Genomic DNA, 24058 nt, shown 5'->3' with positions numbered 1-24058 from the left:
GTCCGCGCCCGGACCGCGCAGCAGACCCGCATCTCCGTCCCCGAACCCCGGACAGGCTCGGCACACGCCCGGACCGCGCAGCAGACCCGCATCTCCGTCCCCGAACCCCGGACAGGCTCGGCACACGCCCGGACCGCGCAGCAGACCCGCATCTCCGTCCCCGAACCCCGGACAGGCTCGGCACACGCCCGGACCGCGCAGCAGACCCTGGGCGGGGTGGGGAAGGGCCCCGCGCGGCGGCACCTGGAGCCGGGGGGCTGATCGGCAGTCGAACGTCCGTACTTTAGGACGGTGTTGTCCAGAATTGTCGACGGCTGTGTAACAGCGGTTAGGAGTCGCCGGGAGCGCGGGAATTGGCGGGTCATGAACCACAACACCCCGCTCTCCCCCCGCCCCTTGAGCCACCTCTCCGACGCCCGCAGCCGCGTCCTGACCACCGCGCAGCTGCGCGAGCACGGCGTGCCGGCGGCCAAGGCCGCCGAGCAGTGCAGGCCGGGCGGCCCCTGGCAGCAGGTGCTGCCGGGCGTGTACGTGCTGCACCCCGGGCCGCCGACCAGCGAGGAGCGGCTGCACGCCGTGCTGCTGTACGCCGACCGGCCCGGCGTACCGCGAGAGGCCATGATCACCGGGCTCGCCGCCCTCGCGCTGCACGGGTTCGCCTCGGCGCCGCCGCTGCCGTCGCTCGACCGGATCGACGTCCTGGTGCCGCGGACCCGCCGGCTGCGGTCGGCGGGCTGCGCCCGGCTCATCCGGACGCTCACACCGCCGAGACCGGAGGAAGTGACGGGGCTGCCCGTCGCCCCGGTGGCCCGCGCGCTCGCGGACTCCGTCGCACGGCTCTCGGACGCCGTGTCCGTGCGCCGGTTGCTCACGGAGGCCGTCCGCAACGGACACTGCGAACCCGCTGCGGTGGTAAGGGAGTTGACCCGCGCCCGGCTGCTGTCGCGGCCCCACGTCGTGGGCGCCGTGGACTCGCTGCTCGCCGAGGGGCGGACACGGGCCGAGGACCGGCTGTACCGGCTCGTACGGGCGTACGACCTCCCCGAGCCGGTGTGGAACGTGGATCTGCGTCTGCCCGGCGGCCCCCACCTCGGCGGCGTCGACGCCTATTGGCCCGAGCAGGCCGTCGCCGTGGAGCTCGACACCCGCGCCCCGCGCCACGGCGCCGCCCCCGACCCGGAGTGGGACGAGTGCACCCGTAAGCGCGAGCACCTGGAGCGGCTCGGCATCACCGTCGTACACATCACCCCGAAGAAACTGCGGGAGACCCCCGACCAGCAGGCGACGGTGCTCCGTACCGCCCTGATGGCAGCGCCGGAACGGGATCCCGCCGCCTACGTGGTCGTGCTGCCCCGCTAGCGGGGCAGACAGACGGGGCGGCCGGGCGTCAGCAGAACTCGGCCTCGACGGTCGCCGCCGTGTCCCCCGTCCAGTCGGCGTCGAGATTCAGCGCGAGGGAGTGGCGGGCGTCCCGGGTGGTGACCGCCTCGGAGAGGGAGCCGTGAATGCCGCCGCCATGGCCCCGGACCTCCTTGCCGCAGGACAGCTCGGTGCCCATCAGGCCGAGCCCGTAGCCGTATCGGTGAGTCTCCGGCGACAGCGGCACCGTGTCCGTCATCTCCTTCAACTGCTCTGCGGGCAGGAGCTTTCCGCCCAGCAGCGCACGGTAGAAGCGCGGGAGGTCCGAGGTGTCGGAGATCATCTCGCCGGCGGCGCCGGCGACCGAAGGATTCAGTTCCGTGACGTCGTGGACCTTGTCCGCGGCCGGGTCGTCGGACAGCTTCGCGTACGCACGGCCGCTGGGCCGGGGCATCCCGGCGGCGGCGCCGGGCACGCTGGTCGCGTGCAGCGGGAGGGGCGCAGGATGCGGCGCTCGACCTCCTTCCCGTACGGCCGGCCCGTCACCTTCTCGATCACCGTTCCGGCGAGGACCTAGTTGGTGTTCGAGTAGCTCCAGCCGGTGCCGGGCGCGAACTCCGGCTTGTGCGCCATGGCGGCGGTGACGAGTTCACGGTCCTTCCAGGTGTCGTAGCGGTGCTCGAAGAAACCGGGCCCGAAGACCTTCGCCCCGAAGTCGGGGTCGGCGGTGTCGTGGTAGACCCCGCTGGTGTGGTTGAGGAGCTGCCGCACGGTGATCCTCCGCCCGTCGTGGCCGTTGCCGCGGACGACGCCGGGCAGCCACTTCTCGACGCGGTCGTCGAGGCTCAGTCTGCCCTCCGCCTCCACTTGCAGCAGGACGGTGGCGACGAACGTCTTGGTGAGCGAGCCGACGCGGAAGCGGTCCTGCGGGAGCCGCTCGCGGCCGGTGGCGGTGTTCCCGAGGCCGGTGGTGCCGTCCCAGGCGCCGCCCGGTTCCTGGGCGTGGGCCACGACACCGGGCACTCCGGCGCGCACGGCCGCCTCGATCGCGGCGCGGGTGCCGTCGTGGCCGCCGCCGGTTCCCGGCCCTGCGGCGGTCGCCGCGGGGGCGACGAAGGCGGTGGCGGCGACCGCTGCCGCCACCACCGCTCCGGTCTGGGCCGTCCGGACGGTACGCACTGTCCTACGAACTCTCCTGTCTGCGAGCGACTGTGCGTGGGCTCGACCGGCAGGACTCCGCCGGGACGGCGCGCGTTGCCCGCCCTGTCGGCAGTTGGTCGTGTTTCAGCCGTTCACCGAAGGGTGCTCCGGATGGTGCCCGTCCACCCGGCCCACCGCGGGCCGGTCGCGCCAGAGGCCCAGGCCGATGTCGACGAGCCCGACCCGTTCGAGGCCGGGGACGGCGTCCAGCGGGTGCCAGGCGGCGAGGTCGGTGGAGCCGTCCGCCTCGGGGCGCAGCTCGCCGCCGGCGATCCGGCCCTCGTAGACGATGCGCAGACTGTGGAAGTCCGAGCCCGCGCCGACCCTGCCTCTGCGCGGGCGGCGCACCCGCATCGAGTCGAGCCCGAGGAGCGCGGTCACCTCGGCCTCGTACCCGGTCTCCTCGGCGACTTCGCGGACGACCGTGTCGAGCGGGTCCTCGCCGTGGTCCATCCCGCCGCCGGGCAGGGTCCATCGCTTCGCGCCGTCGCGCGCCACCCAGCGGGCGAGCAGGATCTGTCCGTCCCGTACGCACACGGCGTAGGCCGCCACCCTCAACTCCTGGCTCATGCGGCGAGATTAAAGGCCCGGCGAGGCTCGACGACGACCGAAATCGTCCACAGCTCAAATCGTCAGACGCTAAACGATCCTCGCCGCCGGAATGCCGGTTATCGAGCCCTCTGTCCGCACAGGACGCGCTCCGCCAGTGGCGGATGTGCGCCATGACCGCATCCCGCCACCGGCAACTCTCCACAAACCCCTGTCTCTTACGACAGGGTGAGCGGTCATCCGGCACCGAAATCCGGACCCGATTTCACCTCACAGGGATGCTGATGACCTCCGAGTCCCAGAGCTCCATATCCGGGCCGAGACGCGTGGCCCGAGTGGCGGCGGCCGCCTCCTTGGTGGCCGCACTGGTCGCCACCGGCGCCACGCCCGCGTTCTCGGCAGCCTCCGCCGACGATCCGGCCGGCTCCGCACCGGTCAAGACCGCGCCCGCCGACAAGCTCGGCGCAGCCGACGCCGAACTGCTCGCCGAGGCCGAGGCCAAGGGCGACAAGTCCGTCACACTGATGGTCGCCACCGCGCCCGGCCAGACCGAGCAGGTCGCCGCTCAGCTGGACGCCGTCGAGGGCGGCTCGGTCGGCAGGACGTACGACAAGCTCGGCTACGTACGCGCCACACTGCCGACGGCCAAGGCCGAGGCCGCCATCAAGGCGGCCGCCAAGCTGACCACCGTCCACGGCATCGACCTCAAGCACGAGATCGAGCTGGACGACCCCACCCCGGCAGCCGACCGCAGCAAGGACGCGGCCACCGCTCCGACCGCGGGCGGCTACCCGGCACCGGGCAGGAACACCCCCGCGATGAACCCGTACAACCCGTCGTTCGAGACGGGCGCGGTGGAGTTCGTCCAGGACAACCCGAAGTACGACGGCCGTGGCGTGACCATCGGCATCATGGACTCCGGTGTCGACCTCGGTCACCCGGCGCTCCAGAAGACCACCACCGGCGAACGCAAGATCGCCGACTGGGTGACCGCGACCGACCCGATCACCGACGGCGACGGCACCTGGCGCGCCCAGATCACGCCCGTCGACGGCCCGGTGTTCACGGCCGTGGGCAGCACCTGGAAGGCCCCTGAGGGCAGCTTCCAGTGGAGCCGGTTCCGTGAGTCGATCACCGCCAACGGCGACATGCAGGGCGACGTCAACCGCGACGGCGACACCACCGACGAGTTCGGCCTGCTCTACGACCCGGCCACCGGCACCGTCCGCGTCGACACCGACCAGGACTTCGACTTCACGGACAACGCCCCGATGAAGCCGTACAAGGACGGCTACCAGACCGGGTACTTCGGCACGGACAACCCGGCGACCGAGGTCGTCGAGCGGATCCCCTTCGTGATCGAGATCCGCAAGGACGTCCCGATGGACCCGCTGGGCGGCGACTGGGTCGGCAAGAAGGCCGACTTCGTCAACGTCGGCATCATCGAGGGCTCGCACGGCACCCACGTGGCCGGTATCACCGCCGCCAACGGCCTGTTCGGCGGCCGGATGAACGGCGCGGCCCCCGGCGCGAAGCTGGTCTCCTCGCGGGCCTGCTCCTGGAGCGGCGGCTGCACCAACGTGGCGCTCACCGAGGGCATGGCCGACCTGGTCATCAACCGCGGTGTGGACATCGTCAACATGTCCATCGGCGGTCTGCCGGCGCTGAACGACGGCAACAACGCCCGCGCCGAGCTCTACACGCGTCTCATCGACGAGTACGGCGTCCAGCTGGTCATCTCGGCCGGCAACGAGGGCCCCGGCATCAACACCATCGGCGACCCCGGTCTGGCCGACAAGGTGCTCTCCGTCGGCGCGGCGATCTCCAAGGAGACGTGGGCCGCCAACTACGGCTCGGCCGTGGAGAAGAAGTACGCCATGTTCCCCTTCTCCTCGCGCGGCCCGCGTGAGGACGGCGGCTTCACCCCGACCATCACCGCCCCCGGCGCGGCCATCAACACCATCCAGACCTGGGTGCCCGGCTCGCCGGTGGCGGAGGCCGGCTACGCGCTGCCTGCCGGTTACGGCATGCTCCAGGGCACCTCGATGTCCTCGCCGCAGGCCGCCGGCGCGAGCGCGCTGCTGATCTCCGCCGCCAAGCAGCGGAGGATCGACCTCACCCCGGCGACGCTGCGCACCGCGCTGACCAGCACCGCGAACCGGATCAGCGGGGTGGCGGCGCACGAGCAGGGCTCCGGCCTGATCGACATCGTGGACGCGTGGAAGGCCATCAAGGACGGCGCCACCGCCCACGAGTACGCGGTGAAGGCCCCGGTCGACACCGCGATCGACCAGTTCCTGAAGACCCCGGGCTTCGGCACCGGCCTCTACGACCGCGAGGGCGGCCTCAAGACCGGCAAGAAGAAGTCGTACGAGGTCACCATCACCCGGAAGACGGGACCGTCCTGGCCGATCCGGCACGAGCTGGACTGGAAGTACAACGACGGCACCTTCGACCTGCCGGGCTCCGGCTCCGGCTCCGTCATGCTGCCGCTGAACAAGCCGGTCACCGTCAAGGTCGACGCGAGGGCCGTCACCGCAGGTGTCCACAGCGCGATCCTCGAGGTGGACGACGTCCGCAGCGAGGGCGTGGACAAGCAGATCCTCGCCACCGTGGTCGCCTCGCAGGAGCTGGCCAAGCCGTCGTACTCCTTCTCGGCGTCCGGTTCGGTGCAGCGCAACAGCCACAAGTCGTACTTCGTGACGGTTCCCGAGGGCGCCAAGACCCTCGAGGTCGCGCTCGGCGGTCTGGCCGACAAGAGCCAGACGCGCTTCATCTCGATCCACCCGTACGGTGTGGCCGTCGAGGACAGCTCGACGATCTTCTGCTACCCGAACTACGTGAGCCCGGCCAACACCTGCCGCCCCGACCTGCGGTCGTACGCCGACCCGCAGCCGGGTGTCTGGGAGATCGAGGTCGAGTCCCGCCGTACGTCGCCACTGCTGAACAACCCGTACAAGCTGGACGTCTCGGTGCTCGGTGCCGCGTTCGACCCGGCTGTGAAGACCCTCCCCGAGGCCAAGGTCGGCACCCCGGCCGCGGTCGACTGGAAGGTCACCAACGGCTTCGCCGCCCTCGACGGCAAGCTGAAGGGCGGCTCGCTCGGCTCGGCGAAGGTGACCCGTCCGACGATCGCCAACCACGAGACGCAGGAGACCAGCGTCACCATCGGTGAGGGCGTCGAGCGTCTCGACGTCGCCATCGGCGGCGTCTCGGACGCCGCGGCCGACCTCGACCTGGAGGTCTGGCTGGGCGACGAGCAGGTCGGCCAGTCGGCGGACGGCGACTCGGAGGAGGCGGTCAGCCTCGTCAAGCCCGCCGCCGGCACGTACACGATCAAGATCGTCGGCTACGCGGTCCCGGCCGGCACCACCGAGTACAACTACCGGGACGTGTTCTTCGCGTCCTCGCTCGGCACCGTCAAGGTCGACGAGACCCAGTCGGTGACTCTCGCCAACGGCGCGTCGGCGCAGGTCGCCGCCGAGGTCGTGGTGGGCAGCGCGGCCCCCGAGGGCCGGCAGTTCTTCGGCGAGGTACAGCTGCTGAACGCGCGCGGCACGGCTGCGGGCACCGGCAGTGTCGTGATCGAGAAGGTCGTTCCGTAGCCCTACCGGTACGGAATGTGAGGGCGGGCGTCCGGCAGGGCGCCCGCCCTTCTCATACCCCGGACAATGGATTGGACAAGGCGGCCGGGGACACACGCATCATGGAGAGCCATCCAGGCCACCCAGCTGGCAGCAACGTACGGAGGAGTCCCCGTGAAGGTCGGAATCGTCGGAGCCACCGGGCAGGTCGGCACGGTCATGCGCAAGATCCTCGCCGAGCGGAAGTTCCCGGTCGACCATCTCCGACTGTTCGCGTCGGCCAGGTCCGCGGGCTCCACGATCGACTGGCAGGGCCAGGAGATCACTGTCGAGGACGCCGCCACCGCCGACTACTCCGGCCTGGACATCGTGCTCTTCTCGGCCGGTGGCGCCACCTCCAGGGCGCTCGCCGAGAAGGTCGCCTCCCAGGGCGCCGTCGTGATCGACAACTCCTCCGCCTGGCGCCGCGACCCCGAGGTCCCGCTCGTCGTCTCCGAGGTCAACCCGCACGCGGTCAAGGACCGCCCCAAGGGGATCATCGCCAACCCGAACTGCACGACGATGGCCGCCATGCCCGTGCTGAAGCCGCTGCACCAGGAGGCCGGTCTCGTCGCGCTGGTCGCCACCACGTACCAGGCCGTTTCCGGGTCGGGCCTGGCCGGTGTCGCCGAGCTCGACGGCCAGATCAGGCAGGTCGCGGACCGCGCGACCGAGCTGACCCACGACGGCGAGGCGGTGGAGTACCCCGAGCCCGGCGTCTACAAGCGCCCCATCGCCTTCAATGTGCTCCCGCTGGCCGGATCGATCGTCGACGACGGCTCCTTCGAGACCGACGAGGAGCAGAAGCTCCGCAACGAGTCGCGCAAGATCCTGGAGATCCCGGAGCTCAAGGTCTCCGGCACGTGCGTGCGCGTCCCGGTCTTCTCCGGGCACTCGCTCCAGGTCAACGCCCGCTTCGAGCGCCCAATCGGTGTGGAGCGCGCCTACGAGCTGCTGAAGGACGCGGAGGGCGTCGAGCTCTCCGAGATCCCGACCCCGCTGCAGGCCGCCGGCAAGGACGCCTCGTACGTGGGCCGCATCCGGGTGGACGAGACCGTCGACAACGGCCTCGCCCTCTTCCTCTCCAACGACAACCTCCGCAAGGGCGCCGCACTGAACGCGGTGCAGATCGCGGAACTGGTCGCGGAGGAGCTCAGCGCCTGACCTCGAAATGGAAGCAGCCGTGCTCGACGGCCCTGACGTGCACCAGGGCGACCGCCGGGTCGGCGAAGGCCTCCGCGAAGGCCTGATCGAACCCCTCGGTGGCCGCCTCCGGGATCTCCAGGAGGCGGCCACCGACGATCCGGCCGTCCGCGTCGTAGCGCCGCAGGGTGCGCAGGGCGCCAGGGCGTGAGAAGGGGTACGCCTCCGAGGGCCCGGGCCCGCCGCAGTCGCCGGCGTGGATGAAGACCGGCCCCTGCTCGTCGTACGCCCCGGGCTCGGCCCCGCTCTGCGCCGCCCACCGCCGCAGCGGCGCGTACGAGACGAGCGCGATCCGCTCCCCCACCCGGCTCGCGCGCAGACAGCACCGCAGCGGCGCGCCGCCGTCGGTGGCGGTGTACGGGACGCACGGCCGTCCCGCGTCGTCGGTGGCGCGCAGTTCCTCGAGGGCGGTGGGGACGATGGGGCGGGCCTGGTACTTCGTGGCGGTCGTCATGGGTCCAGGCTCCGCACGGGCGCGCAGCCGCGCTGGCGGAAATCGGTCAATGCGTTCGGTTCCGGGGCCAGGAGCGACAAGATCGCGCCAGGACCCGGATCGCCGCGGGTGCCGACCGGACCGTGCCGCAGGAACCGCCCCATGTCGCCGTCAGCCGGCATGCGGACCCCGGTCTGCCGCACATCGATGTGCCGGCGCGCCTCCGGGACGCGACGAACGAGACGGCCTTCGCCTTCGGGGAGTTCCGCCGGAGGGTGGGAGCCCGGAAGTTCCGCGCGGTGGGCCAGGGCCGGGCGACGGGCCCGGCGGGCGTCAGAGAGCGAGGTGGCGCCGGAGCGCCACGTCGATCTCGGCCATGCGCTGTCGCGGCACCGAGCCGACCCTCTGCAGGATGCGATCCGCGGCAACGGCCCGCACTTGCTCGCACTGGACTTTGGAGTCCTTGGGCAGACGGCTTTCGTCGGCGCGAAGAAGGACCTGGAAGGTGAGGACGCGGGACGTGTTCGACGTCAGTGGAGCCACGGTGACCACCCCTCTGCCGTTCCGCTCGACCGACTGATTGGCGCCGTCGTTCGACACGATCACGGCCGGCCTGACCTTGTTGGCCTCGCTTCCGCGCGCCGGTTCCAGATCGACGAGGTAGATGTCACCCCGTCTCATCGGTGATCCCGTCCGCGCTCGTCCGGTTCCACAGAGCAGCGTCCTCGCTCGCGTCCCACTCCTCGAAGGCCTCCGTGTACTCCGCCTCCAGTTGCGCGGCGCGCAGTAGCTCGATCGCGGCGTGTATCACGGCAGACCGGGACTCGGCCTCGGTTCTCATCGCGTATTCGTCGACGAAGGCGACATCCTCCTGCGGCAGGCTCACACTAATCTTCATACCATCGATGCTACCCAGGTGCGCACCTTAATGCCACCGCACTGCCGGACCGCCACGTGGAAGGATGACCGGAAACGTCACATACCGAGGAGATGACCGGGTGCCTGGCACAAACCTGACCCGTGAAGAGGCGCAAGCGCGGGCGCGCCTGCTCACCGTTGACTCGTACGAGATCGACCTCGATCTCACCGGGGCGCAGGAGGGCGGCACCTACCGGTCCGTGACCACTGTGCGCTTCGACTCCGCCGAGGACGGCGCGGAGACCTTCATCGACCTGGTCGCCCCCGCCGTGCACGAGGTCGTCCTGAACGGGAAGTCGCTCGACGTCGCCGCGATCTTCCGGGACTCGCGGATCGCGCTGAGCCATCTGCACGCGGGACCGAACGAGCTGAAGGTCGTCGCGGACTGTTCGTACACGAACACCGGTGAGGGTCTGCACCGGTTCATCGATCCAGTCGACCAGCAGGCCTATCTCTACACCCAGTTCGAGGTGCCGGACGCCCGCCGGGTGTTCGCCTCCTTCGAGCAGCCCGACCTGAAGGCCACCTTCCAGTTCACGGTCAGGGCGCCCGAGGGCTGGACCGTGATCTCCAATTCGCCGACCCCGGAGCCCAAGGACAACGTCTGGGCCTTCGAGCCTACGCCGCGGATCTCCACGTACATCACGGCGCTGATCGTCGGTCCTTACCACTCCGTGCACAGCTCGTACGAGAAGGACGGGCAGAGCGTCCCGCTCGGCATCTACTGCCGTCCGTCGCTCGCCGAGTACCTGGACGCGGACGCGATCTTCGAGGTCACCCGGCAGGGCTTCGACTGGTTCCAGGAGAAGTTCGACTACGCGTACCCCTTCGCGAAGTACGACCAGCTCTTCGTTCCGGAGTTCAACGCGGGCGCGATGGAGAACGCGGGCGCGGTGACCATCCGCGACCAGTACGTCTTCCGCTCGAAGGTGACCGACGCGGCGTACGAGCGGCGGGCCGAGACCATCCTGCACGAGCTGGCGCACATGTGGTTCGGCGACCTGGTCACCATGGAGTGGTGGAACGACCTGTGGCTGAACGAGTCGTTCGCCACGTACACCTCGGTCGCCTGCCAGGCGTACGCGCCGGGCACCCGGTGGCCGAACGCGTGGACGACGTTCGCGAACTCGGAGAAGACCTGGGCGTACCGCCAGGACCAGCTGCCGTCCACGCACCCGATCATGGCCCAGATCCGCGATCTCGACGACGTTCTCGTGAACTTCGACGGCATCACGTACGCCAAGGGCGCGTCGGTGCTGAAGCAGCTCGTCGCATATGTCGGCATGGACGAGTTCTTCCGGGGCGTGCAGGCGTACTTCAAGCGGCACGCGTTCGGGAACACGCGGCTGACGGATCTGCTCGGCGCGCTGGAGGAGACCAGCGGCCGCGATCTGAAGACCTGGTCGAAGGCCTGGCTGGAAACCGCCGGTATCAACATCCTGCGCCCGGTGATCGACACCGACGCGTCCGGCGTGATCACCTCCTTCGCGGTCAAGCAGGAGGCCCCCGCGCTGCCCGCGGGCGCGAAGGGCGAGCCGCTGCTGCGGCCGCACCGGATCGCGATCGGCTTCTACGACCTGCGCGACGGCGCTCTCGTACGGACCGAGCGGGTGGAGCTGGACGTCGACGGTGAACTCACCGCCGTCCCGGAGCTGGTGGGCAAGCAGCGCCCGGCGGTGGCCCTGCTCAACGACGACGACCTGTCCTACGCGAAGGTGCGTCTCGACGACGAGTCGCTGAGGACGGTCACCGAGCACCTGGGCGACTTCACCGAGTCGCTGCCGCGCGCGTTGTGCTGGGCGTCGGCCTGGGACATGACCCGCGACGGCGAGCTGGCGACCCGCGACTATCTTTCGCTGGTGCTGTCGGGCATCGGGAAGGAGTCGGACATCGGCGTCGTCCAGTCGCTGCATCGGCAGGTGAAGCTGGCGATCGACCTGTACGCGGCGCCGGAGTGGCGCGAGGCGGGCCTGACGCAGTGGACGGACGCGACGCTGGCGCATCTGCGCGCGGCGGAGCCCGGCAGCGACCACCAGCTGGCGTGGGCGCGGGCGTTCGCGGCGACCGCGCGCACCCCGCAGCAGCTGGAGCTGCTGGCGGCGCTGCTGGAGGGCCGGGAGACGATCGAGGGCCTGGTCGTGGACACCGAGCTGCGCTGGGCGTTCGTGGAGCGCCTGGCGGCGACCGGCGACTTCGACGAGGAGGAGATCGCCGCCGAGCTGGAGCGCGACAAGACGGCAGCCGGTGAGCGCCACGCGGCGACCGCCCGGGCCGCCCGTCCGACCGCCGATGCCAAGGCCGAGGCGTGGGCGTCGGTCGTCGAGTCCGACAAGCTGCCGAACGCCGTGCAGGAGGCGGTCATCGCCGGCTTCGTCCAGACCGACCAGCGCGAGCTGCTCGCCGCGTACACGGAGAGGTTCTTCGCGGCGGTCAAGGGCGTGTGGGAGTCCCGCTCCCACGAGATCGCCCAGCAGATCGCGATCGGCCTCTACCCCTCGCTCCAGGTGTCGCAGGAGACACTGGACGCGACGGAGGCATGGCTGGAATCCGCCGCTCCGAACGCGGCGCTGCGCCGGCTGATCTCGGAGTCGCGTGCGGGCATCGAGCGTGCCCTGAAGGCTCAGGCGGCGGACGCGGCCGCGGCCTGATTTCCCGGCACGACCGGAACCCTTCGCCCGCCCAATGCCCCGCATTGGGCGGGCGAAGGCGCTTTGGGGTCGCTCGCATCGGTGAATCACATGCCCTCGTGTCAACTCCCACTGGCACGAGCCGTTATGCTCCCGGCCATTGTCGTAAGATCTTTCTTTCAATGGTTTGAGGGTGCTGATGATCCGAGAGGATTCGCCGCCCGGAACGGCCCGGCCCATGTCGTCGTACATGTGGCTGCTGCCTGCCGTTGCGACCGCGGCAGCCACCGTGCTGGTCATGGTTCTGGTCTCCTCGTCGGTGCGTGTCCCGGTGGCCTGGATCGGCGGAGCAGCCGTCCTCGCCGTCGCCGTGACCTCCGGTGAGACCGCACGCAGGGGTCGGCTCGTCACGGAGCTGCGCCACAAGATCGCGGAGCAGCAGAACGCGCTGGTCCGCCAGGAGGTCGAGACCGTACGGCTGGCCCACGAGGCCCTGCCGGAGATGATGGAGCGCCTGCGCCGGGGCGACTTCCCCGAGGACGTCCTCGCCTGGCTCGACTCGGCGGACAAGGTCGGCGCGCACGTGGAAGGGCTGACCCCCGAGTTCCGGGCGGCGCACCGGGAGGTACTGAAGTCGGTCGTCGACGCGGTCGTCGCCGAGGAGGACCTGCGCGAGTCGGCGCAGCGCGCCTTCGTGAACATCGCCCGGCGCGTGCAGGCGATCGTCCACCAACAGGCGCAGGAGCTGCGGGAGATGGAGGACCGGCACGGCCGGACTCCGGACGTCTTCGGTGATCTGCTGCGGCTCGACCACGGCACCGCGCTGATCGGCCGTCTCGCCGACTCCATCGCCGTGCTCGGCGGGGCGCGGCCGGGCCGCACCTGGAGCCGGGCCGTTCCGCTGTACAGCGTGCTGCGCGGCGCGATGTCACGGATCATCGACTACCAGCGTGTGGAACTCCACTCGGTCTCCGAGGTCGCCGTCGTCGGCCTGGCCGTCGAACCGCTCATCCACGCGCTGGCCGAGCTGCTCGACAACGCCACCCGCTACTCGCCCCCGCACACGCGGGTCCATCTGACCGCGGTCGAGGTGCAGTCGGGCATCGCCGTCGAGATCGAGGACGGTGGCGTCAACATGAGCGAGGAGGCCCGCAAGCGGGCCGAGCGCATGCTCCGCCAGGCGCAGCAGGGCATCGACCTGAACGACCTGGGCGAGACCCCACGGCTCGGTCTGGCCGTGGTCGGCCGGCTGTCACAGGCGTACAACTTCCAGGTTTCGCTGCGCTCCTCGGCATACGGAGGAGTCCGGGCCGTGCTCGTCGTCCCGCAGGCGCTGATCACGAGCGCATCGGCCGCGACCGGCCTGGCGCACGGCATCGGAACCGCATCGGGGCCCAGGGCAGCCACACAGCTGCCGCAGCAGCAGTCCAGCCGGCCGGTCACGGGACCGCAGCCGGCGCAAGAGCGGGAGGAAGAGCTGCCTCTCGTGACGGAGCGCACCGAGAACGGCCTGCCGCAGCGGCGCCGCAAGCACCGGGTCACTGCGCCGCCCACCCCCGCCCCGACCGCACCCGAACCGGGGGCGGCACCGCAGGTGCAGCCAGGTATCTGGCTGACTGCCTTCCAGAGCGGCCTGTCCGGTGACACCACACAGGACGGCGACGGCGACGCCTCCTCGGCATCGGCAAACAAGGGGAACCAGCAGTGATTCAGCAGCGGGCCAACATGGACTGGATGCTCAAGGACCTCGCAGAGGGAGTTCCGCAGACCCGTAACGTGGTCGTGCTGTCGTCGGACGGGCTGCGCATGGCCCAGCACGGCTCGGACAACGACACCGCGGACCGGCTGGCCGCCGCCTGCGCGGGACTGCAGAGCCTCGCCGGCGCCGTGGGTGCCGAACTTCCGCACAGCGAAGGGAAGATGCGCCTCGTCGTCATCGAGATGGACGGCGGCTTCTTCTATCTGATGGCGGCGGGTGCCGGGGCCTTCCTCGCGGTGCTCGCCGACGAGGGAGTGGACGCCGGCCTGATGGGGCAGCGGATGCGGGACCTGGTCATCCGCATCGGAGCGCACCTCAGCAGTCCACCGCGTCATGACGGACAGGCCAGGTGAGCAACGAGGACCGGGGCTGGGAGGATGCCAGTCCCGAGCGCCTCTACGTCATCACGGGCGGGCGCAGTGGTTCCTCCGCCCCCACCCCTCTCGACCTGGTCACGCTGATCGTGGCCAGGTCCGGGCCCAGGCCCGGCATGCAGCCGGAACAGGCCGCGATCGTACGGATGTGCCACTCACCGCTCTCGGTGGCGGAGATCTCCGCCTACTCCGGGCTGCCGGTGAGCGTCGTCACCGTACTGGTCAGCGACCTGCTGGCCGAGAAGCAGGTGCTGGCACGTGCGCCCGTGGCGCCCTCCCAACTCCCCGACCGCGCTTTGATTGAGGCAGTGATCGATGGACTTCAGAAGCTCTGAGCAGCCCGCGGGGCCCCGGCGCGAGGACATACTGCCGGACACCGCCGTCGCCGCCGTCAAAGTGGTGATCGTGGGCGGGTTCGGAGTCGGCAAGACGACCCTCGTCGGCTCGGTGAGCGAGATCCGGCCGCTGACCACCGAGGAGACGATGACCCAGGCCGGGGTCGGCGTCGACGACACGGTGGGCGTGGAGCGCAAGACCGCGACCACCGTGGCGATGGACTTCGGCCGGATCAGCATCAACAAGGAACTGGTGCTCTACCTCTTCGGCACACCGGGGCAGGAACGGTTCTGGTTCCTGTGGCGCGGTCTGTTCGAAGGGGCGCTGGGTGCGGTGGTGCTGGTCGACACCCGCCGTCTGGAGGTCAGCTTCGACGTGATCGGCCGGCTGGAGGAACGCGGCGTTCCCTTCGTGGTGGCCGTCAACTCGTTCCCCGGCGCGCCCGAGCACTCCCTCGAGGAGCTTCGCGGAGCCCTCGATCTGCACGTGTCCGTACCGATACTCGTCTGCGACGCACGGCGGCGCGACTCCAGCAGAGACGTCCTGATGGCGCTGATGCGCTATCTGCACTCCCTAGCCGTAACTCCGGAGGCATCGTGACCACTCCCCCCACCCCGCCGCCGGGCTGCCCGGCGCACGGCCTCGGACCCGACGGGCTGCACCGCCTGTACGGCCCCGAGGCCGAGGCCGACCCGATGGCCCTGTACGAGAAGCTGCGTGCCGAGCACGGCGCGGTCGCCCCGGTCCTGGTGCACGGCGACCTCCCGGCCTGGCTGGTCCTCGGACACCGCGAGAACCTGGACGTGGCGCGCACGCCGTCCCGCTTCGCCCGTGACCCTCGCACCTGGCGCGACATGCGCGAGGGGCGGGTCGCCCCCGACCATCCGCTGGGGCCCATGGTCACGTGGGGGCCGGTGTGCAACTTCACCGACGGTCCGGTGCACGAGCGGCTGCGCGACGCGGTCATGGAATCGCTGGAGCGATTCGACCGGCGAGGCATCCGCCGCTATGTGACCCGGTTCGCCAACCAACTGGTCGACGCGTTCGTGGCGGACGGTCACGCCGATCTGGTCGAGGACTTCTCCGCCCAGCTGCCGATGCTGGTGATGACCCAGCTCATCGGCGCGCCCGAGGAGCACGGGCCTCGGCTCGTCCGCGCGGCCCGGGACATGCTGCGTGGCACCGAGACGGCCCTGGAGAGCGACCAGTACGTCACCACCACCCTGCAGCAGCTCCTGGAGACCAAGAAGGCCACCCCCGGCCGGGATCTCACCTCCTGGCTGCTGGAGCACTCCTCGGACCTGACGGACGCGGAGGTCCTCGCGCACGTCCGGGTCGTCCTGATCGCGGCCTTCGAGACCACCGCCAACCTGATCGCCAACACCGTGCGGATGGTGCTCACCGACCGCCGGTTCCGGGCCAGCCTGTCCGGCGGACACATGACCCTGCCCGACGCACTGGAGCAGGTGCTGTGGGACGAGCCGCCGATCAACACCGTGCTGGGCCGCTGGGCGACCGGCGACACGGTGCTGGGCGGGCAGCAGATCAAGAGCGGAGACATGCTGCTGCTGGGTCTGGCCGCCGGAAACGTCGATCCGGAGATCCGTCCCGACCTGTCGGTGCCGGTGCACGGGAACCGCTCGCACCTGGCGTTCAGCGGCGGTCCGCACGAGTGCCCTGGCCAGGACATCGGCCGGGCCATCGCGGACACCGGTATCGAGGTTCTGCTGGCGCGGCTGCCCGATCTGGAAATGGCCGTCCCCGACCACGAGTTGCAGCGACGCGGCTCACTCATGTTCCAGCACCTGGTGGCCCTTCCGGTGAAGTTCACGCCCCGTCCGGTGGCGGCCGGGGCCGCCCCGGCCGAGCCGGCGCCGTCCGCGTCGGCGCCACTGCCGGAGGCCGTGCCCCCGGCGCCCGCGCCGGCCGTGACCGCTCCGTCGGCCGGGATCCCGCGCCAACAGCGCCGACGGCCCTGGTGGGCCCGCTGGTTCAGCCGCCGGTGAGCCGACGGCCGAGGTAACCGGGCGAGGGCCCGCGCTCAGGCGCGGGCCCTCGCCGTGTTCGCGCTGCTGCGCTCACTCCTCCAGCTGCCGCCACCACCAGGCGAGTGCGGGCAGCGGCAGCGGCTCGGTGCTCGGGTCGCTGGGCGTGTCGCGGTAGGTGATGCCGAAGGAGGCTCCCTCGACGGGGAGCCCATTGCGGTTGCGCGGACTGGCGTAGCGCGGCGCCAGGTTCTGCCACTCGACACTGCCGGCGATGTAGTGGCCCAGGGCGTCGAGATAGCGGCCGAGCTGCTCGTCCGCGTCCCGGGCCAGCTGGGCGCGCAGCCGGATGAAGAGCGTCATCACCCGGTCCCGCAGGGCCACGGCCGCAGGCAGCGCCTCCCGCGGCGGACAGCTGTGGTGGTGGGCGAGGACGTTGATCAAATTCTGTTCCCAGGGCTCCTGGTCGTCGTCCTTGTTGTACGAGAACAGGTCGTTGTCCGCGCTGACGATGAAGCCCGCGGCATCGGTGACGGCCTGCACCGGCGGCGAGTACAGCACGTCCGGCGGAAGTCCGATGCCGTTCGCCACGTCGGACCAGGTGAGCGAGAACCGGGTTCCGTTCGCCAACGCTCCCACCGCGGCGAAGTCGTTCAGGCTGGGCATGACACCGCGCTCGGCGTTGGCTGCCTGCCAGCCGGCGCCGAAGAGCCAGTCCCGGGCACCCTCGGTGAATCTGCGGAGCTGGAAGGGGGTGAGCATGGCCCGCGTACGGGTCACCAGGTCGTCCAGCGCGGCGGTCAGCGGACCCGGCGGGAGCATGGCGGAGCCGGGCGCCTCGATGGCCCTGGCCAGCCGGACGCTGTGGTCGGTGATGTCGGCCGTACTGATCATGGAGGATCCGGAGTCCTGCCAGTCGTCGACGGCGTTGGCCCAGTAGTTCCACTGCATGAACAGCAGCAGCGGCTCAACGTCTCCGTACGGGATGATGCGGCAGGAGAAGTCGGCGCTGTGGGTGGCCAGCCCCCAGGCCCGCTCGACGGCGTCGGGATAGATCCCGAACGTGTCGGTCCACTCGACGGCCCGCTGCTCCAGTTCCGCAACCTTGGGGTGGACGAGTCCCTCGTTGAACGGGCAGTAGAACGACGGGAGTTCCCAGCCTATCCGGGAGGAGTGGCCATGCTCGGCGATCACGGTCAGCGCCCTCCCAGTCGGAAGAGCAGCAGCCGGGTCTCCATGGCGTGGTCGCGCCAGATCCGGAAGAGCTTGCCATGGGTGAGGGCCGACTCGGTGAGCCGGTCGCGGGACCATGCGCTGTCCCACGGCTCCCCGCCACGCTCGGCACGCTCCAGCTCCGCGGTGTTCCAGGCCATGGACTGCACCCAGAACTCGGCGACGCGGTCGGTGACGTCCTCGTCCTGCTCCAACTCGAAACCGGCCGCCTCGCCCGCGGATATGTACTCGGTGAGGGTGCCGAGCCGGGTCTTGTAGTACCCGTCGATGAAATCGGTCCATTCCGGGCGGCAGATGAAGTGCTCCTGGATTCCGAACCAGCCACCGGGCCGCAGTGCTTTCGCGACGACCTGGAAGAGCCGCTCGCGGTCCATGTATCCGGAGCTCTCGTTGGCGTATGCCGCGTCGTACGCGCGCTCGGCGGCGTAGTCGTGGACATCGGCGAGAAGCGGTGTGACCCGGTCGCCGACACCGGCCCGGCGGGCGAAGTCCTGGATGACAGGTACGTGATCGGCCGCCACGGTGAGGCCCGTGACTCTGGAGCCGTGCTCCTGCGCCCAGTAGAGCGAGCCACCGCCCACCCCGCAGCCGATGTCGAGGACGTCGGCGGGCGGGGTGGCGTACGCCCCCCACGTACGTGCGGCATGCTCGACGATGGCTTCCTGCGATGCGACGATGCGCCGTTTCAGGACACGCTGAGACACGGTGGTGTTGAGGGCACCGGGGGCGAAGAGCCCCATGTGGAAGTGGACCCGCGGTCCGGGGCCGTACTTGTACAGGATGTCGGCAGTCTTCCGCGTGTAGTACAACGGCACCTGTGTGTCGTCGAACGTGACGAGGCCGTTCTTCATCGTGCTCTCCAGTCTGCGTCCTGGTGGGGGGGGTGACCGCGGATCAACTCTGCCCGAAAATGATCGCCCCAGTCATCCCACGCCAGCATTCGTTGCCCCGTCAAATTCTTGTATGGACGGCGCAGTTCAGCTGCCCGGTGCTCGGTGTCCGCCCCGTCCAGCCGCGTCCGCATGGCGCCCCTGCGCGGCGAGCCGGGACCGTGGTACGGGTTCAGGAAATTTGAGAAGTTTGCGACCGGGCGGCGGCCGCCGCGCGCAGCGCCTCCAGCACGTGAGCCACGCCAGCGCCCACCTCCGCGCCCCTGCGCACCGCCGCGATCACATGCCGCCGGGGCTGGTCCGCGCCGAGCACCCGCATCGCGACACCGCTGCGGCGCTCCGCGGCCGCCATGCGCGGCACGAGGGCCACGCCCATGCCCGCCTCCACCATGGCCAGGATCGCGGTCCAGCCGGCGGCGGAGTGAGCCTGCTCGGGGACGAAGCCCGCAGCCTCGCACGCGGCGCGGGTGATCTCGGACCACGGGCCGCTGCCGCCGAAGATCCACGGCTCCCCCGACAGATCGGCCAGCCGCAGCGTAGAGGCTCTGGCCGCCGAGATCGGGGTGACGAAGGGCGGCTTCTACGGGTACTTCGACGGCCGCCCCGCGTTGCTCGCCGAGATGCTGGACGAGTGGGAACACCGTTGCACCGGCGACATCCTCGAGCGGGTCGAGTCCGAAGGCGGGGACCCCGCCGAACGGATCCGGCGTGCCGGCCAACTGACCTTCTCGGACGACCTCCACCGGATTGATCTCGCGGTCCGTGAGTGGGCTCGGCATGACCCATCGGTCGCGACGCGACTGCGGCGGATCGACAACGCTCGGACGGAGTTCCTTCGCACCATGTTCGGGAGCTTCATCGCCGACCTCGACGAAGTCGAGGCACGAAGCACTCTGACCTTCGCGCTCGCGATCGGCCGCCACTTCATCGCCGCGGACCATCCCGGACGCACCAAACGCGAAGTCATCCACCTAGCGGGAGAACTTCTCCTGCGCCCCCACCTGTGAACACCCGAGGTTGCAGACCAAGCGCAGAATGCACGTGTGAACAGGCCGCCGCGAAGGCGTCGGTTCGATCAACGCGGCACCGGCCGCGCCGCTCACTTCGCGGCGGTCCCCAGCACCCGCTCCGGTGTGATCAGGATGACCACGCGGACCACCTCCGGCGGCAGCTCCAGATACTCGGCCCCCGCGTCCGGCCCCTCGTACTGCTCCGCCAGCGCGAAGGCCAACTCGCGGCCCACATCCTCCGTGACGCTGGCCCGGCCGCGTATCTCGACGTACCGGAGCGGGTCGGCCGGGTCGTACAGGGTCACACTGACCCTCGGCTCACGGATCACGTTCCGCTCCTTGCGGCGGCCGGCCTGCGAGGAGATCAGCAGGACGTCACCGTCACGGCCCACCCAGACCACCGAAGTCTGCGGACTGCCGTCCGGATTGACGGTGGCGAGCACGGCGGGTACGGGGGCGTCGAGGAGCTTCTGCACGGACGCGCTCAGCGGTATCGGCATGCGGCCGAGCCTAGGCCGTCTCGTGGCGGTGCAGGTGCGCGATGAAGGCGGCCCAGGCGGGGGCGGGGAAGAGGAGGACGGGGCCGGCGGGGTTCTTGGAGTCGCGGACGGGGACGGTGTGGGGGAGGTGGTCGGCGACTTCTAGGCATTCGGCGCCGTTGGCGTTGCTGTAAGTCGACTTGCGCCAGGAAGCATTGCTCAGGTCGTGTCCGTCGATGATGCGCATTGCCGGTACTCCTCGGTTGCCTGCTGGAGGAAGGCGACTGACGCCTCGGGTGATAGTGCCTTGGCGCGGATCAGGTCGAGGCGGAGGGAGTGCTCCGCGACGTCCTCCCTCGACTCTACGAGCTTCCCAATGTGGCTGCCTTCGAGATAGGCCACATCTGGGTCATGCGCGAAGGACAGCAAGGTAAGCGAACCTCCTGGCGAGGCATGTGCGCCCGCGCTGAACGGCAACACCTGGATGACGACGCGGGGTTGCCCGGCAGCCTGGACAACGCGGGCGAGCTGGTCCGCCATCACGGAGGGGTTTCCGACGGGGCGCCGGATCGCAGACTCGTCCAGCACCGCCCAGTACAGCGGAGGCTTCTCCTGACGCAGTCGCTGTTGCCTCGCCAGCCGGGCAACGACCAGTCCTTCGATGCGCTCCTCGGACAGGCTCGGCATGCCCTCGCCGATCAGCCTGCGCGCGTAGTCCTCCGTCTGGAGCAGACCGGGCACCGTGTCGCACAGGAACTGGTGCATCTTCGTGGCCCGGACTTCCAGTTGCATGAAGCGCCGGACGTAGTCGATCACGCTCCCACTGGTCGCCAGGTACCAGAGCCGGTTCAGGAGCCCTCCCGCCCCCACGGCATCGTCCAGCGCCTCGGCCACCGCCTCTTTCGGGAACTTCTCCGCACGCTCGATGCGACTCAGGTACGTCTTGTCGCAGTTGGCGATCTCCCCGAGCTGCGACAGCGAAAGTCCCGCCTGCTCCCGCAGCCTGCGTAGCTCCGTACCGAACATGCCTCTCGCCGTCGTGTACAGAATCGCGTCGTCCGGCTGAGTCGTCATCCGCGAACCCCCTGTTTGCCGACCCCTTTGGGCAACGATCAACCCCTGTCCACGCTAACTCCGCCCCGTCACGCTGCGAACACGAAACGTGAAATCCCCACCGGAGGCGGTACGCATGACGAACGACGACATCACGGAGGCTCAGCTCGTGTGCAACGAACTGCACGCGGCGCTGGAGGCAGCCGGGATCACCCTCCCCTCGCTGACCATCGACGTGGCGTCGGCCGTGCCGCTCGTCGCGCTCGGGAGGTGCAACGTGGCGACTGCCCGGCGTCTGGCCGAGGTCGTTCGGGGCGGGGACCGATGAGGCCGATGAGGCCGATGAAGGGGACGTACGTCGTCGACACCCGCACCGCCAGGCTCGGCGAGGTCATGGGGCACATGGGGCCGTACGTACAGCTGAGACCGCCTGCCGGGGGCGTCGAGTGGGACTGTCCGCCCGAGGTCCTGCGGGAGGCGAGCCCGCAGGAGCGGCTCAGTGCGGGGACCGCACGGGCGAATGCGCGCAGCCGGGGTGAGATCTGCCGTTGAAGCCGACGAAGCCACTGAAGCCGATGAAGGCGGACACGCGAACGGCTGACAGTGACTCAAGCGCGGCGGCGACCGGGTCGAAGAGAGCGGTGACATGATCATCGTTCCGATTGGAGTCTCCATGCGACTGTTCGCGCGCGGCGCGACCGCCGCCCTGCTCGCTGCTCTCCCTCTCGTCGCCCAGGGGACGGTCGCGGCCCAGGACCATGGGCCCGTCCACCTGCCCGCCCCCGGCCCCGCGCCCCTGCACCACGCGGCCGAGCCGATCAGGGGCAGCTACATCGTGTCGCTGAAGCCGGGTGCCGAGCCCGCCGAGGTGGCGCGGCAGGCGGGGGTGAAGGCGCGGTACACGTACAACCGGGCCATGCGCGGGTTCTCCGCCTCGCTGAGCGCGGATCAGCTGGCGGCGGTGCGGCTGGCGCCCGGGGTCGCCGCCGTTGAGGAGGACTCGAAGGTCTCCACCCACGACACCGGCCGCAGCCGCCGCGCCCACCGCACCGACACGCCCGGCCTGGCGGTCCCCGCCGCGAGCTGGGGACTCGACCGTTCGGACCAGCGCAGCCTCCCGCTGGACGGGCAGTACGGGGTGACGGGCACCGGCAAGGGGGCGACCATCTACGTCGTCGACACCGGCATCGAGTTCGGGCACAGCGAGTTCGGCGGGCGCGCCGTGTTCGGATTCGACGCGATCGGCGACGGCCGCCGGGGGCAGGACTGCGAGGGGCACGGCACCCATGTGGCGGGTACGGCGGCCGGGGCGACGTACGGTGTCGCGCCGCAGGCCACCCTGGTCAGCGTCCGTGTGCTGGACTGCAACGGCGAGGGAGCCTGGTCAGGGATCATCGCGGGTCTCGACTGGGTCGCCAGGAGCGCCCAGCAGCCCGCCGTCCTGAACGCCTCGATGGGCGGCGCCACCTCCCCCGCCGCGAACGCCGCCGCCGACGCGGTCTTCGCGGGCGGCGTCCTGCCGGTGATCGCGGCGGGCAACTCCGCCGAGGACGCCTGCGGCATTTCGCCCGCGAGCGCGCCGAGCGCCCTCACGGTCGGTGCGACCGACCGTGCGGACGCCGAGACCGACTTCAGCAACTACGGCACATGCCTTGATCTCTACGCCCCGGGTGACGAGATCGTCTCCGCGCTGATGGGCGGCGGCAGCACCGCCATGAGCGGTACGTCGATGGCGGCCCCGCATGTGGCCGGCGTCGCCGCGCTCTACCGGGCCGCAAACCCGGGCGCGGACGTCCGGGCGGTCTCGGACTGGGTCGTCGCGCAGAGCACCAAGAACGTGGTGAAGAGCATCTCCAAGGGCTCACCCAACCGGCTGCTGTTCACCGGCGGGCTGTGACGCCCGTCGAGCCCCCCCGGCCTGACACCGGCGTGGCGCGCACCCAGCGCCACGCCGCCCAGGATCAGCACCAGGCACAGGGCGTGCAGGGCACCGAAGGGCTCGTCGAGGACGGCGAAGGAGAGCAGGGCCACGCAGACCGGATGGAGGTAGTAGACAACTCCCGCGCGGGCTGCGCCGATCAGGGCGACGGCCTTGTTCCAGGCGAAGAAGGCGACGGCTGAGGAGAAGACGCCGACGTACAGGAGGGGCGACCCCGCCGTGGGCGAGAATCGGCCCTGCAGGGCTGATCCCGTACGCGGGAAGCAGCATCAGCGCGCCGAGCACAAAGGTGCTGAAGAGGAAGGTGAGTCCGCCGAGGTCCGCCGGGCGGTGCCTGAGGAGTGCGCTGTACGAACCGAAGCAGACCGCGCCGGCCATGACCCGGAGGTCACCGGCGCCGATGTCCCTCGTGAGCGAGCCCCTGCCGACGAGCAGCAGCACGCCGGTGCAGAGGGTCACGGGCGTCCCCTGCCTCTCTCCCCCGGCGGGGATCTTGGTCACGGGATCTACCGTCGCACCGCCCGAACAATCAGGTCCGTCGAATCTTTTCGATCGTTCCTGGGGCGCGAGCTGGTGGACGAGGCCGTGGCGGCCGGGCTCGCGGTGCAGCGCGGGGCTCGACACGGAGGAGGCGGAGCAGTTCACGAGGCTGCTGCGGAAGCTGCTGGGGTCGACGGGGGCGTAGGGCGCGCGGCGCCCGCGCCCCGAGGATGCGCGAAGGCGCCGTACGGTACGCGTCGTGCACGTACCGTACGGCGCCCTCGGGCGTCTTGCGGGGTCCGGCGTCAGGCTCTGGGCCTCAGGTGTCAGACCTGCTTCTTCGACTTGTCGAGGACCATCACCAGACCGGCGATGAGGAGGAACAGACCGATCGGCGCCGCGACGTACAGGCCGAGCGTCTCGGCCACGCTCAGGCCGGGGCCCGGGTCGTCGCCGTCGTCGGGGATCACCGCGTGCGCGGGGGCCGACATGAGCAGCATCATCAGCGTCGTACCGGCCGCGACGGCGCCGGCGCGCAGGGCGTTCTTCTTGTCCACGGTGCAAACGTAGCGAACGCTCCTGCACCCCGCGCGCCCGGGGTGCCCGTA

At 70.4% G+C, this 24058-nt stretch carries 24 protein-coding genes and 3 pseudogenes; 14 read left to right on the top strand and 13 right to left on the bottom strand.

Annotated features, from left to right (window positions below; translation table 11 throughout):
• Together ACWCP0_RS30055 and ACWCP0_RS30050 are read left to right on the top strand one after the other, a co-directional pair.
• On the top strand, positions 1 to 261 hold a 261-nt coding region (locus ACWCP0_RS30055), incomplete at its 5' end, for a hypothetical protein (protein ID WP_451081907.1).
• A 102-nt stretch (positions 262 to 363) separates the two neighbouring features.
• A complete protein-coding gene (locus tag ACWCP0_RS30050) occupies positions 364 to 1359 on the top strand; it encodes a hypothetical protein (RefSeq protein ID WP_451081906.1) in 996 nt (331 codons plus the stop codon).
• A 28-nt stretch (positions 1360 to 1387) separates the two neighbouring features.
• Here ACWCP0_RS30050 and ACWCP0_RS30045 read toward each other — a convergent pair.
• Both ACWCP0_RS30045 and ACWCP0_RS30040 read right to left on the bottom strand, forming a co-directional pair.
• A pseudogene (locus ACWCP0_RS30045) lies at positions 1388 to 2538 on the bottom strand (serine hydrolase domain-containing protein).
• A gap of 105 nt (positions 2539 to 2643) precedes the next feature.
• Positions 2644 to 3129 (bottom strand): NUDIX hydrolase, encoded by a 486-nt coding sequence (locus tag ACWCP0_RS30040; RefSeq protein WP_451081905.1) that lies wholly within the window; start codon positions 3127 to 3129, stop codon positions 2644 to 2646.
• A gap of 263 nt (positions 3130 to 3392) precedes the next feature.
• Here ACWCP0_RS30040 and ACWCP0_RS30035 point away from each other — a divergent pair, with 263 nt between their 5' ends.
• Positions 3393 to 6713: a S8 family serine peptidase gene (locus tag ACWCP0_RS30035; protein ID WP_451081904.1), complete on the top strand. Its 3321-nt coding sequence runs from the start codon at positions 3393 to 3395 to the stop codon at positions 6711 to 6713.
• A 153-nt stretch (positions 6714 to 6866) separates the two neighbouring features.
• Complete coding sequence (locus ACWCP0_RS30030) at positions 6867 to 7895, top strand: aspartate-semialdehyde dehydrogenase (protein ID WP_451081903.1); 1029 nt, start codon at positions 6867 to 6869, stop codon at positions 7893 to 7895.
• Here the strand turns inward: ACWCP0_RS30030 and ACWCP0_RS30025 are convergent.
• From ACWCP0_RS30025 to ACWCP0_RS30015, 3 genes are all read right to left on the bottom strand, one after another.
• Positions 7885 to 8388 carry a DUF1203 domain-containing protein gene (locus tag ACWCP0_RS30025; protein ID WP_451081902.1) on the bottom strand — a complete coding sequence of 168 codons (504 nt, stop codon included), beginning with the start codon at positions 8386 to 8388 and terminating at the stop codon, positions 7885 to 7887. The genes ACWCP0_RS30030 and ACWCP0_RS30025 overlap by 11 nt on opposite strands.
• A 312-nt stretch (positions 8389 to 8700) precedes the next feature.
• Positions 8701 to 9048, bottom strand: a complete 348-nt coding sequence (locus ACWCP0_RS30020) for a type II toxin-antitoxin system PemK/MazF family toxin (RefSeq protein ID WP_351227639.1) — start codon at positions 9046 to 9048, stop codon at positions 8701 to 8703.
• The gene (locus ACWCP0_RS30015) at positions 9035 to 9265 is read right to left on the bottom strand and encodes a ribbon-helix-helix domain-containing protein (protein ID WP_351227641.1); all 231 of its coding nucleotides are present in this window, start codon (positions 9263 to 9265) and stop codon (positions 9035 to 9037) included. The genes ACWCP0_RS30020 and ACWCP0_RS30015 overlap by 14 nt, the downstream gene beginning before the upstream one ends.
• 100 nt (positions 9266 to 9365) lie before the next feature.
• On the opposite strand from ACWCP0_RS30015, the gene pepN reads away from it, so the two are divergent.
• From pepN to ACWCP0_RS29985, 6 genes are all read left to right on the top strand, one after another.
• Complete coding sequence (gene pepN / locus ACWCP0_RS30010) at positions 9366 to 11933, top strand: aminopeptidase N (protein WP_451081901.1); 2568 nt, start codon at positions 9366 to 9368, stop codon at positions 11931 to 11933.
• A 178-nt stretch (positions 11934 to 12111) separates the two neighbouring features.
• Positions 12112 to 13620: a sensor histidine kinase gene (locus tag ACWCP0_RS30005; RefSeq protein ID WP_451081900.1), complete on the top strand. Its 1509-nt coding sequence runs from the start codon at positions 12112 to 12114 to the stop codon at positions 13618 to 13620.
• A gap of 17 nt (positions 13621 to 13637) precedes the next feature.
• Positions 13638 to 14024 carry a roadblock/LC7 domain-containing protein gene (locus ACWCP0_RS30000; RefSeq protein WP_451081950.1) on the top strand — a complete coding sequence of 129 codons (387 nt, stop codon included), beginning with the start codon at positions 13638 to 13640 and terminating at the stop codon, positions 14022 to 14024.
• Positions 14021 to 14380, top strand: coding sequence for a DUF742 domain-containing protein (locus tag ACWCP0_RS29995; RefSeq protein WP_351227647.1), 360 nt, complete (start codon positions 14021 to 14023; stop codon positions 14378 to 14380). The genes ACWCP0_RS30000 and ACWCP0_RS29995 overlap by 4 nt, the downstream gene beginning before the upstream one ends.
• Positions 14361 to 14981: a GTP-binding protein gene (locus ACWCP0_RS29990; protein ID WP_451081899.1), complete on the top strand. Its 621-nt coding sequence runs from the start codon at positions 14361 to 14363 to the stop codon at positions 14979 to 14981. Before ACWCP0_RS29995 ends, ACWCP0_RS29990 begins: the two co-directional genes overlap by 20 nt.
• A complete protein-coding gene (locus ACWCP0_RS29985) occupies positions 14978 to 16387 on the top strand; it encodes a cytochrome P450 (protein WP_451081898.1) in 1410 nt (469 codons plus the stop codon). Before ACWCP0_RS29990 ends, ACWCP0_RS29985 begins: the two co-directional genes overlap by 4 nt.
• A 72-nt stretch (positions 16388 to 16459) precedes the next feature.
• On the opposite strand, the gene ACWCP0_RS29980 is transcribed toward ACWCP0_RS29985, so the two are convergent.
• The 3 genes and pseudogenes from ACWCP0_RS29980 to ACWCP0_RS29970 all read right to left on the bottom strand — a co-directional run.
• Positions 16460 to 17560, bottom strand: coding sequence for a terpene synthase family protein (locus tag ACWCP0_RS29980; RefSeq protein WP_451081897.1), 1101 nt, complete (start codon positions 17558 to 17560; stop codon positions 16460 to 16462).
• A gap of 2 nt (positions 17561 to 17562) precedes the next feature.
• Positions 17563 to 18450, bottom strand: a complete 888-nt coding sequence (locus ACWCP0_RS29975) for an SAM-dependent methyltransferase (RefSeq protein WP_451081896.1) — start codon at positions 18448 to 18450, stop codon at positions 17563 to 17565.
• Positions 18451 to 18661: 211 nt separating this feature from the next.
• Positions 18662 to 19039: pseudogene (locus ACWCP0_RS29970) on the bottom strand (LysR substrate-binding domain-containing protein); the annotation flags it as partial.
• Here ACWCP0_RS29970 and ACWCP0_RS29965 point away from each other — a divergent pair.
• Positions 18957 to 19496 carry a TetR/AcrR family transcriptional regulator gene (locus ACWCP0_RS29965; RefSeq protein ID WP_451081895.1) on the top strand — a complete coding sequence of 180 codons (540 nt, stop codon included), beginning with the start codon at positions 18957 to 18959 and terminating at the stop codon, positions 19494 to 19496. The pseudogene ACWCP0_RS29970 and the gene ACWCP0_RS29965 sit on opposite strands and share 83 nt — an antisense overlap.
• Before the next feature lie 92 nt (positions 19497 to 19588).
• Here ACWCP0_RS29965 and ACWCP0_RS29960 read toward each other — a convergent pair whose 3' ends face one another.
• Genes ACWCP0_RS29960 through ACWCP0_RS29950 form a run of 3 tightly spaced genes read right to left on the bottom strand, consistent with a single transcriptional unit; the run spans position 19589 to position 21052 of the window.
• Complete coding sequence (locus ACWCP0_RS29960) at positions 19589 to 19999, bottom strand: PPOX class F420-dependent oxidoreductase (protein WP_451081894.1); 411 nt, start codon at positions 19997 to 19999, stop codon at positions 19589 to 19591.
• A gap of 10 nt (positions 20000 to 20009) precedes the next feature.
• Positions 20010 to 20225 carry a DUF397 domain-containing protein gene (locus ACWCP0_RS29955; RefSeq protein ID WP_451081893.1) on the bottom strand — a complete coding sequence of 72 codons (216 nt, stop codon included), beginning with the start codon at positions 20223 to 20225 and terminating at the stop codon, positions 20010 to 20012.
• A complete protein-coding gene (locus ACWCP0_RS29950) occupies positions 20198 to 21052 on the bottom strand; it encodes a helix-turn-helix domain-containing protein (RefSeq protein ID WP_451081892.1) in 855 nt (284 codons plus the stop codon). Before ACWCP0_RS29950 ends, ACWCP0_RS29955 begins: the two co-directional genes overlap by 28 nt.
• A 115-nt stretch (positions 21053 to 21167) precedes the next feature.
• On the opposite strand from ACWCP0_RS29950, the gene ACWCP0_RS29945 reads away from it, so the two are divergent.
• The 3 genes from ACWCP0_RS29945 (at position 21168) to ACWCP0_RS29935 (ending at position 22928) form a co-directional block, all read left to right on the top strand.
• Complete coding sequence (locus ACWCP0_RS29945) at positions 21168 to 21359, top strand: hypothetical protein (RefSeq protein WP_451081891.1); 192 nt, start codon at positions 21168 to 21170, stop codon at positions 21357 to 21359.
• A gap of 5 nt (positions 21360 to 21364) precedes the next feature.
• Entirely contained in the window at positions 21365 to 21583 is a 219-nt protein-coding gene (locus tag ACWCP0_RS29940; RefSeq protein WP_451081890.1) for a hypothetical protein, read from the top strand.
• Between the two features lie 121 nt (positions 21584 to 21704).
• Complete coding sequence (locus ACWCP0_RS29935) at positions 21705 to 22928, top strand: S8 family peptidase (protein ID WP_451081889.1); 1224 nt, start codon at positions 21705 to 21707, stop codon at positions 22926 to 22928.
• Positions 22929 to 22966: 38 nt separating this feature from the next.
• Here ACWCP0_RS29935 and ACWCP0_RS29930 read toward each other — a convergent pair.
• Together ACWCP0_RS29930 and ACWCP0_RS29925 are read right to left on the bottom strand one after the other, a co-directional pair.
• Positions 22967 to 23453, bottom strand: a pseudogene (locus ACWCP0_RS29930) (DMT family transporter); the annotation flags it as partial.
• 323 nt (positions 23454 to 23776) lie between these two features.
• The gene (locus ACWCP0_RS29925) at positions 23777 to 24007 is read right to left on the bottom strand and encodes a hypothetical protein (protein ID WP_451081888.1); all 231 of its coding nucleotides are present in this window, start codon (positions 24005 to 24007) and stop codon (positions 23777 to 23779) included.
• Positions 24008 to 24058 lie beyond the last annotated feature (51 nt).

Source organism: Streptomyces sp. NPDC001970, assembly GCF_053594115.1.
The sequence above is the reverse complement of the archived record's forward strand: the minus strand, read 5'-3'. Positions and strand labels throughout refer to the sequence as shown.

Bases quoted from the DNA above. Each gene is read 5' to 3' on its own strand.
- ACWCP0_RS30050 (WP_451081906.1), top strand. From the start codon at position 364: ATGAACCACAACACCCCGCTCTCCCCCCGCCCCTTGAGCCACCTCTCC.
- ACWCP0_RS30040 (WP_451081905.1), bottom strand. From the start codon at position 3,129: ATGAGCCAGGAGTTGAGGGTGGCGGCCTACGCCGTGTGCGTACGGGAC.
- ACWCP0_RS30035 (WP_451081904.1), top strand. From the start codon at position 3,393: ATGACCTCCGAGTCCCAGAGCTCCATATCCGGGCCGAGACGCGTGGCC.
- ACWCP0_RS30025 (WP_451081902.1), bottom strand. From the start codon at position 8,388: ATGACGACCGCCACGAAGTACCAGGCCCGCCCCATCGTCCCCACCGCC.
- ACWCP0_RS30020 (WP_351227639.1), bottom strand. From the start codon at position 9,048: ATGAGACGGGGTGACATCTACCTCGTCGATCTGGAACCGGCGCGCGGA.
- ACWCP0_RS30015 (WP_351227641.1), bottom strand. From the start codon at position 9,265: ATGAAGATTAGTGTGAGCCTGCCGCAGGAGGATGTCGCCTTCGTCGAC.
- ACWCP0_RS30005 (WP_451081900.1), top strand. From the start codon at position 12,112: ATGATCCGAGAGGATTCGCCGCCCGGAACGGCCCGGCCCATGTCGTCG.
- ACWCP0_RS30000 (WP_451081950.1), top strand. From the start codon at position 13,638: ATGGACTGGATGCTCAAGGACCTCGCAGAGGGAGTTCCGCAGACCCGT.
- ACWCP0_RS29990 (WP_451081899.1), top strand. From the start codon at position 14,361: ATGGACTTCAGAAGCTCTGAGCAGCCCGCGGGGCCCCGGCGCGAGGAC.
- ACWCP0_RS29975 (WP_451081896.1), bottom strand. From the start codon at position 18,450: ATGAAGAACGGCCTCGTCACGTTCGACGACACACAGGTGCCGTTGTAC.
- ACWCP0_RS29960 (WP_451081894.1), bottom strand. From the start codon at position 19,999: ATGCCGATACCGCTGAGCGCGTCCGTGCAGAAGCTCCTCGACGCCCCC.
- ACWCP0_RS29955 (WP_451081893.1), bottom strand. From the start codon at position 20,225: ATGCGCATCATCGACGGACACGACCTGAGCAATGCTTCCTGGCGCAAG.
- ACWCP0_RS29950 (WP_451081892.1), bottom strand. From the start codon at position 21,052: ATGACGACTCAGCCGGACGACGCGATTCTGTACACGACGGCGAGAGGC.
- ACWCP0_RS29945 (WP_451081891.1), top strand. From the start codon at position 21,168: ATGACGAACGACGACATCACGGAGGCTCAGCTCGTGTGCAACGAACTG.
- ACWCP0_RS29940 (WP_451081890.1), top strand. From the start codon at position 21,365: ATGAGGCCGATGAAGGGGACGTACGTCGTCGACACCCGCACCGCCAGG.
- ACWCP0_RS29935 (WP_451081889.1), top strand. From the start codon at position 21,705: ATGCGACTGTTCGCGCGCGGCGCGACCGCCGCCCTGCTCGCTGCTCTC.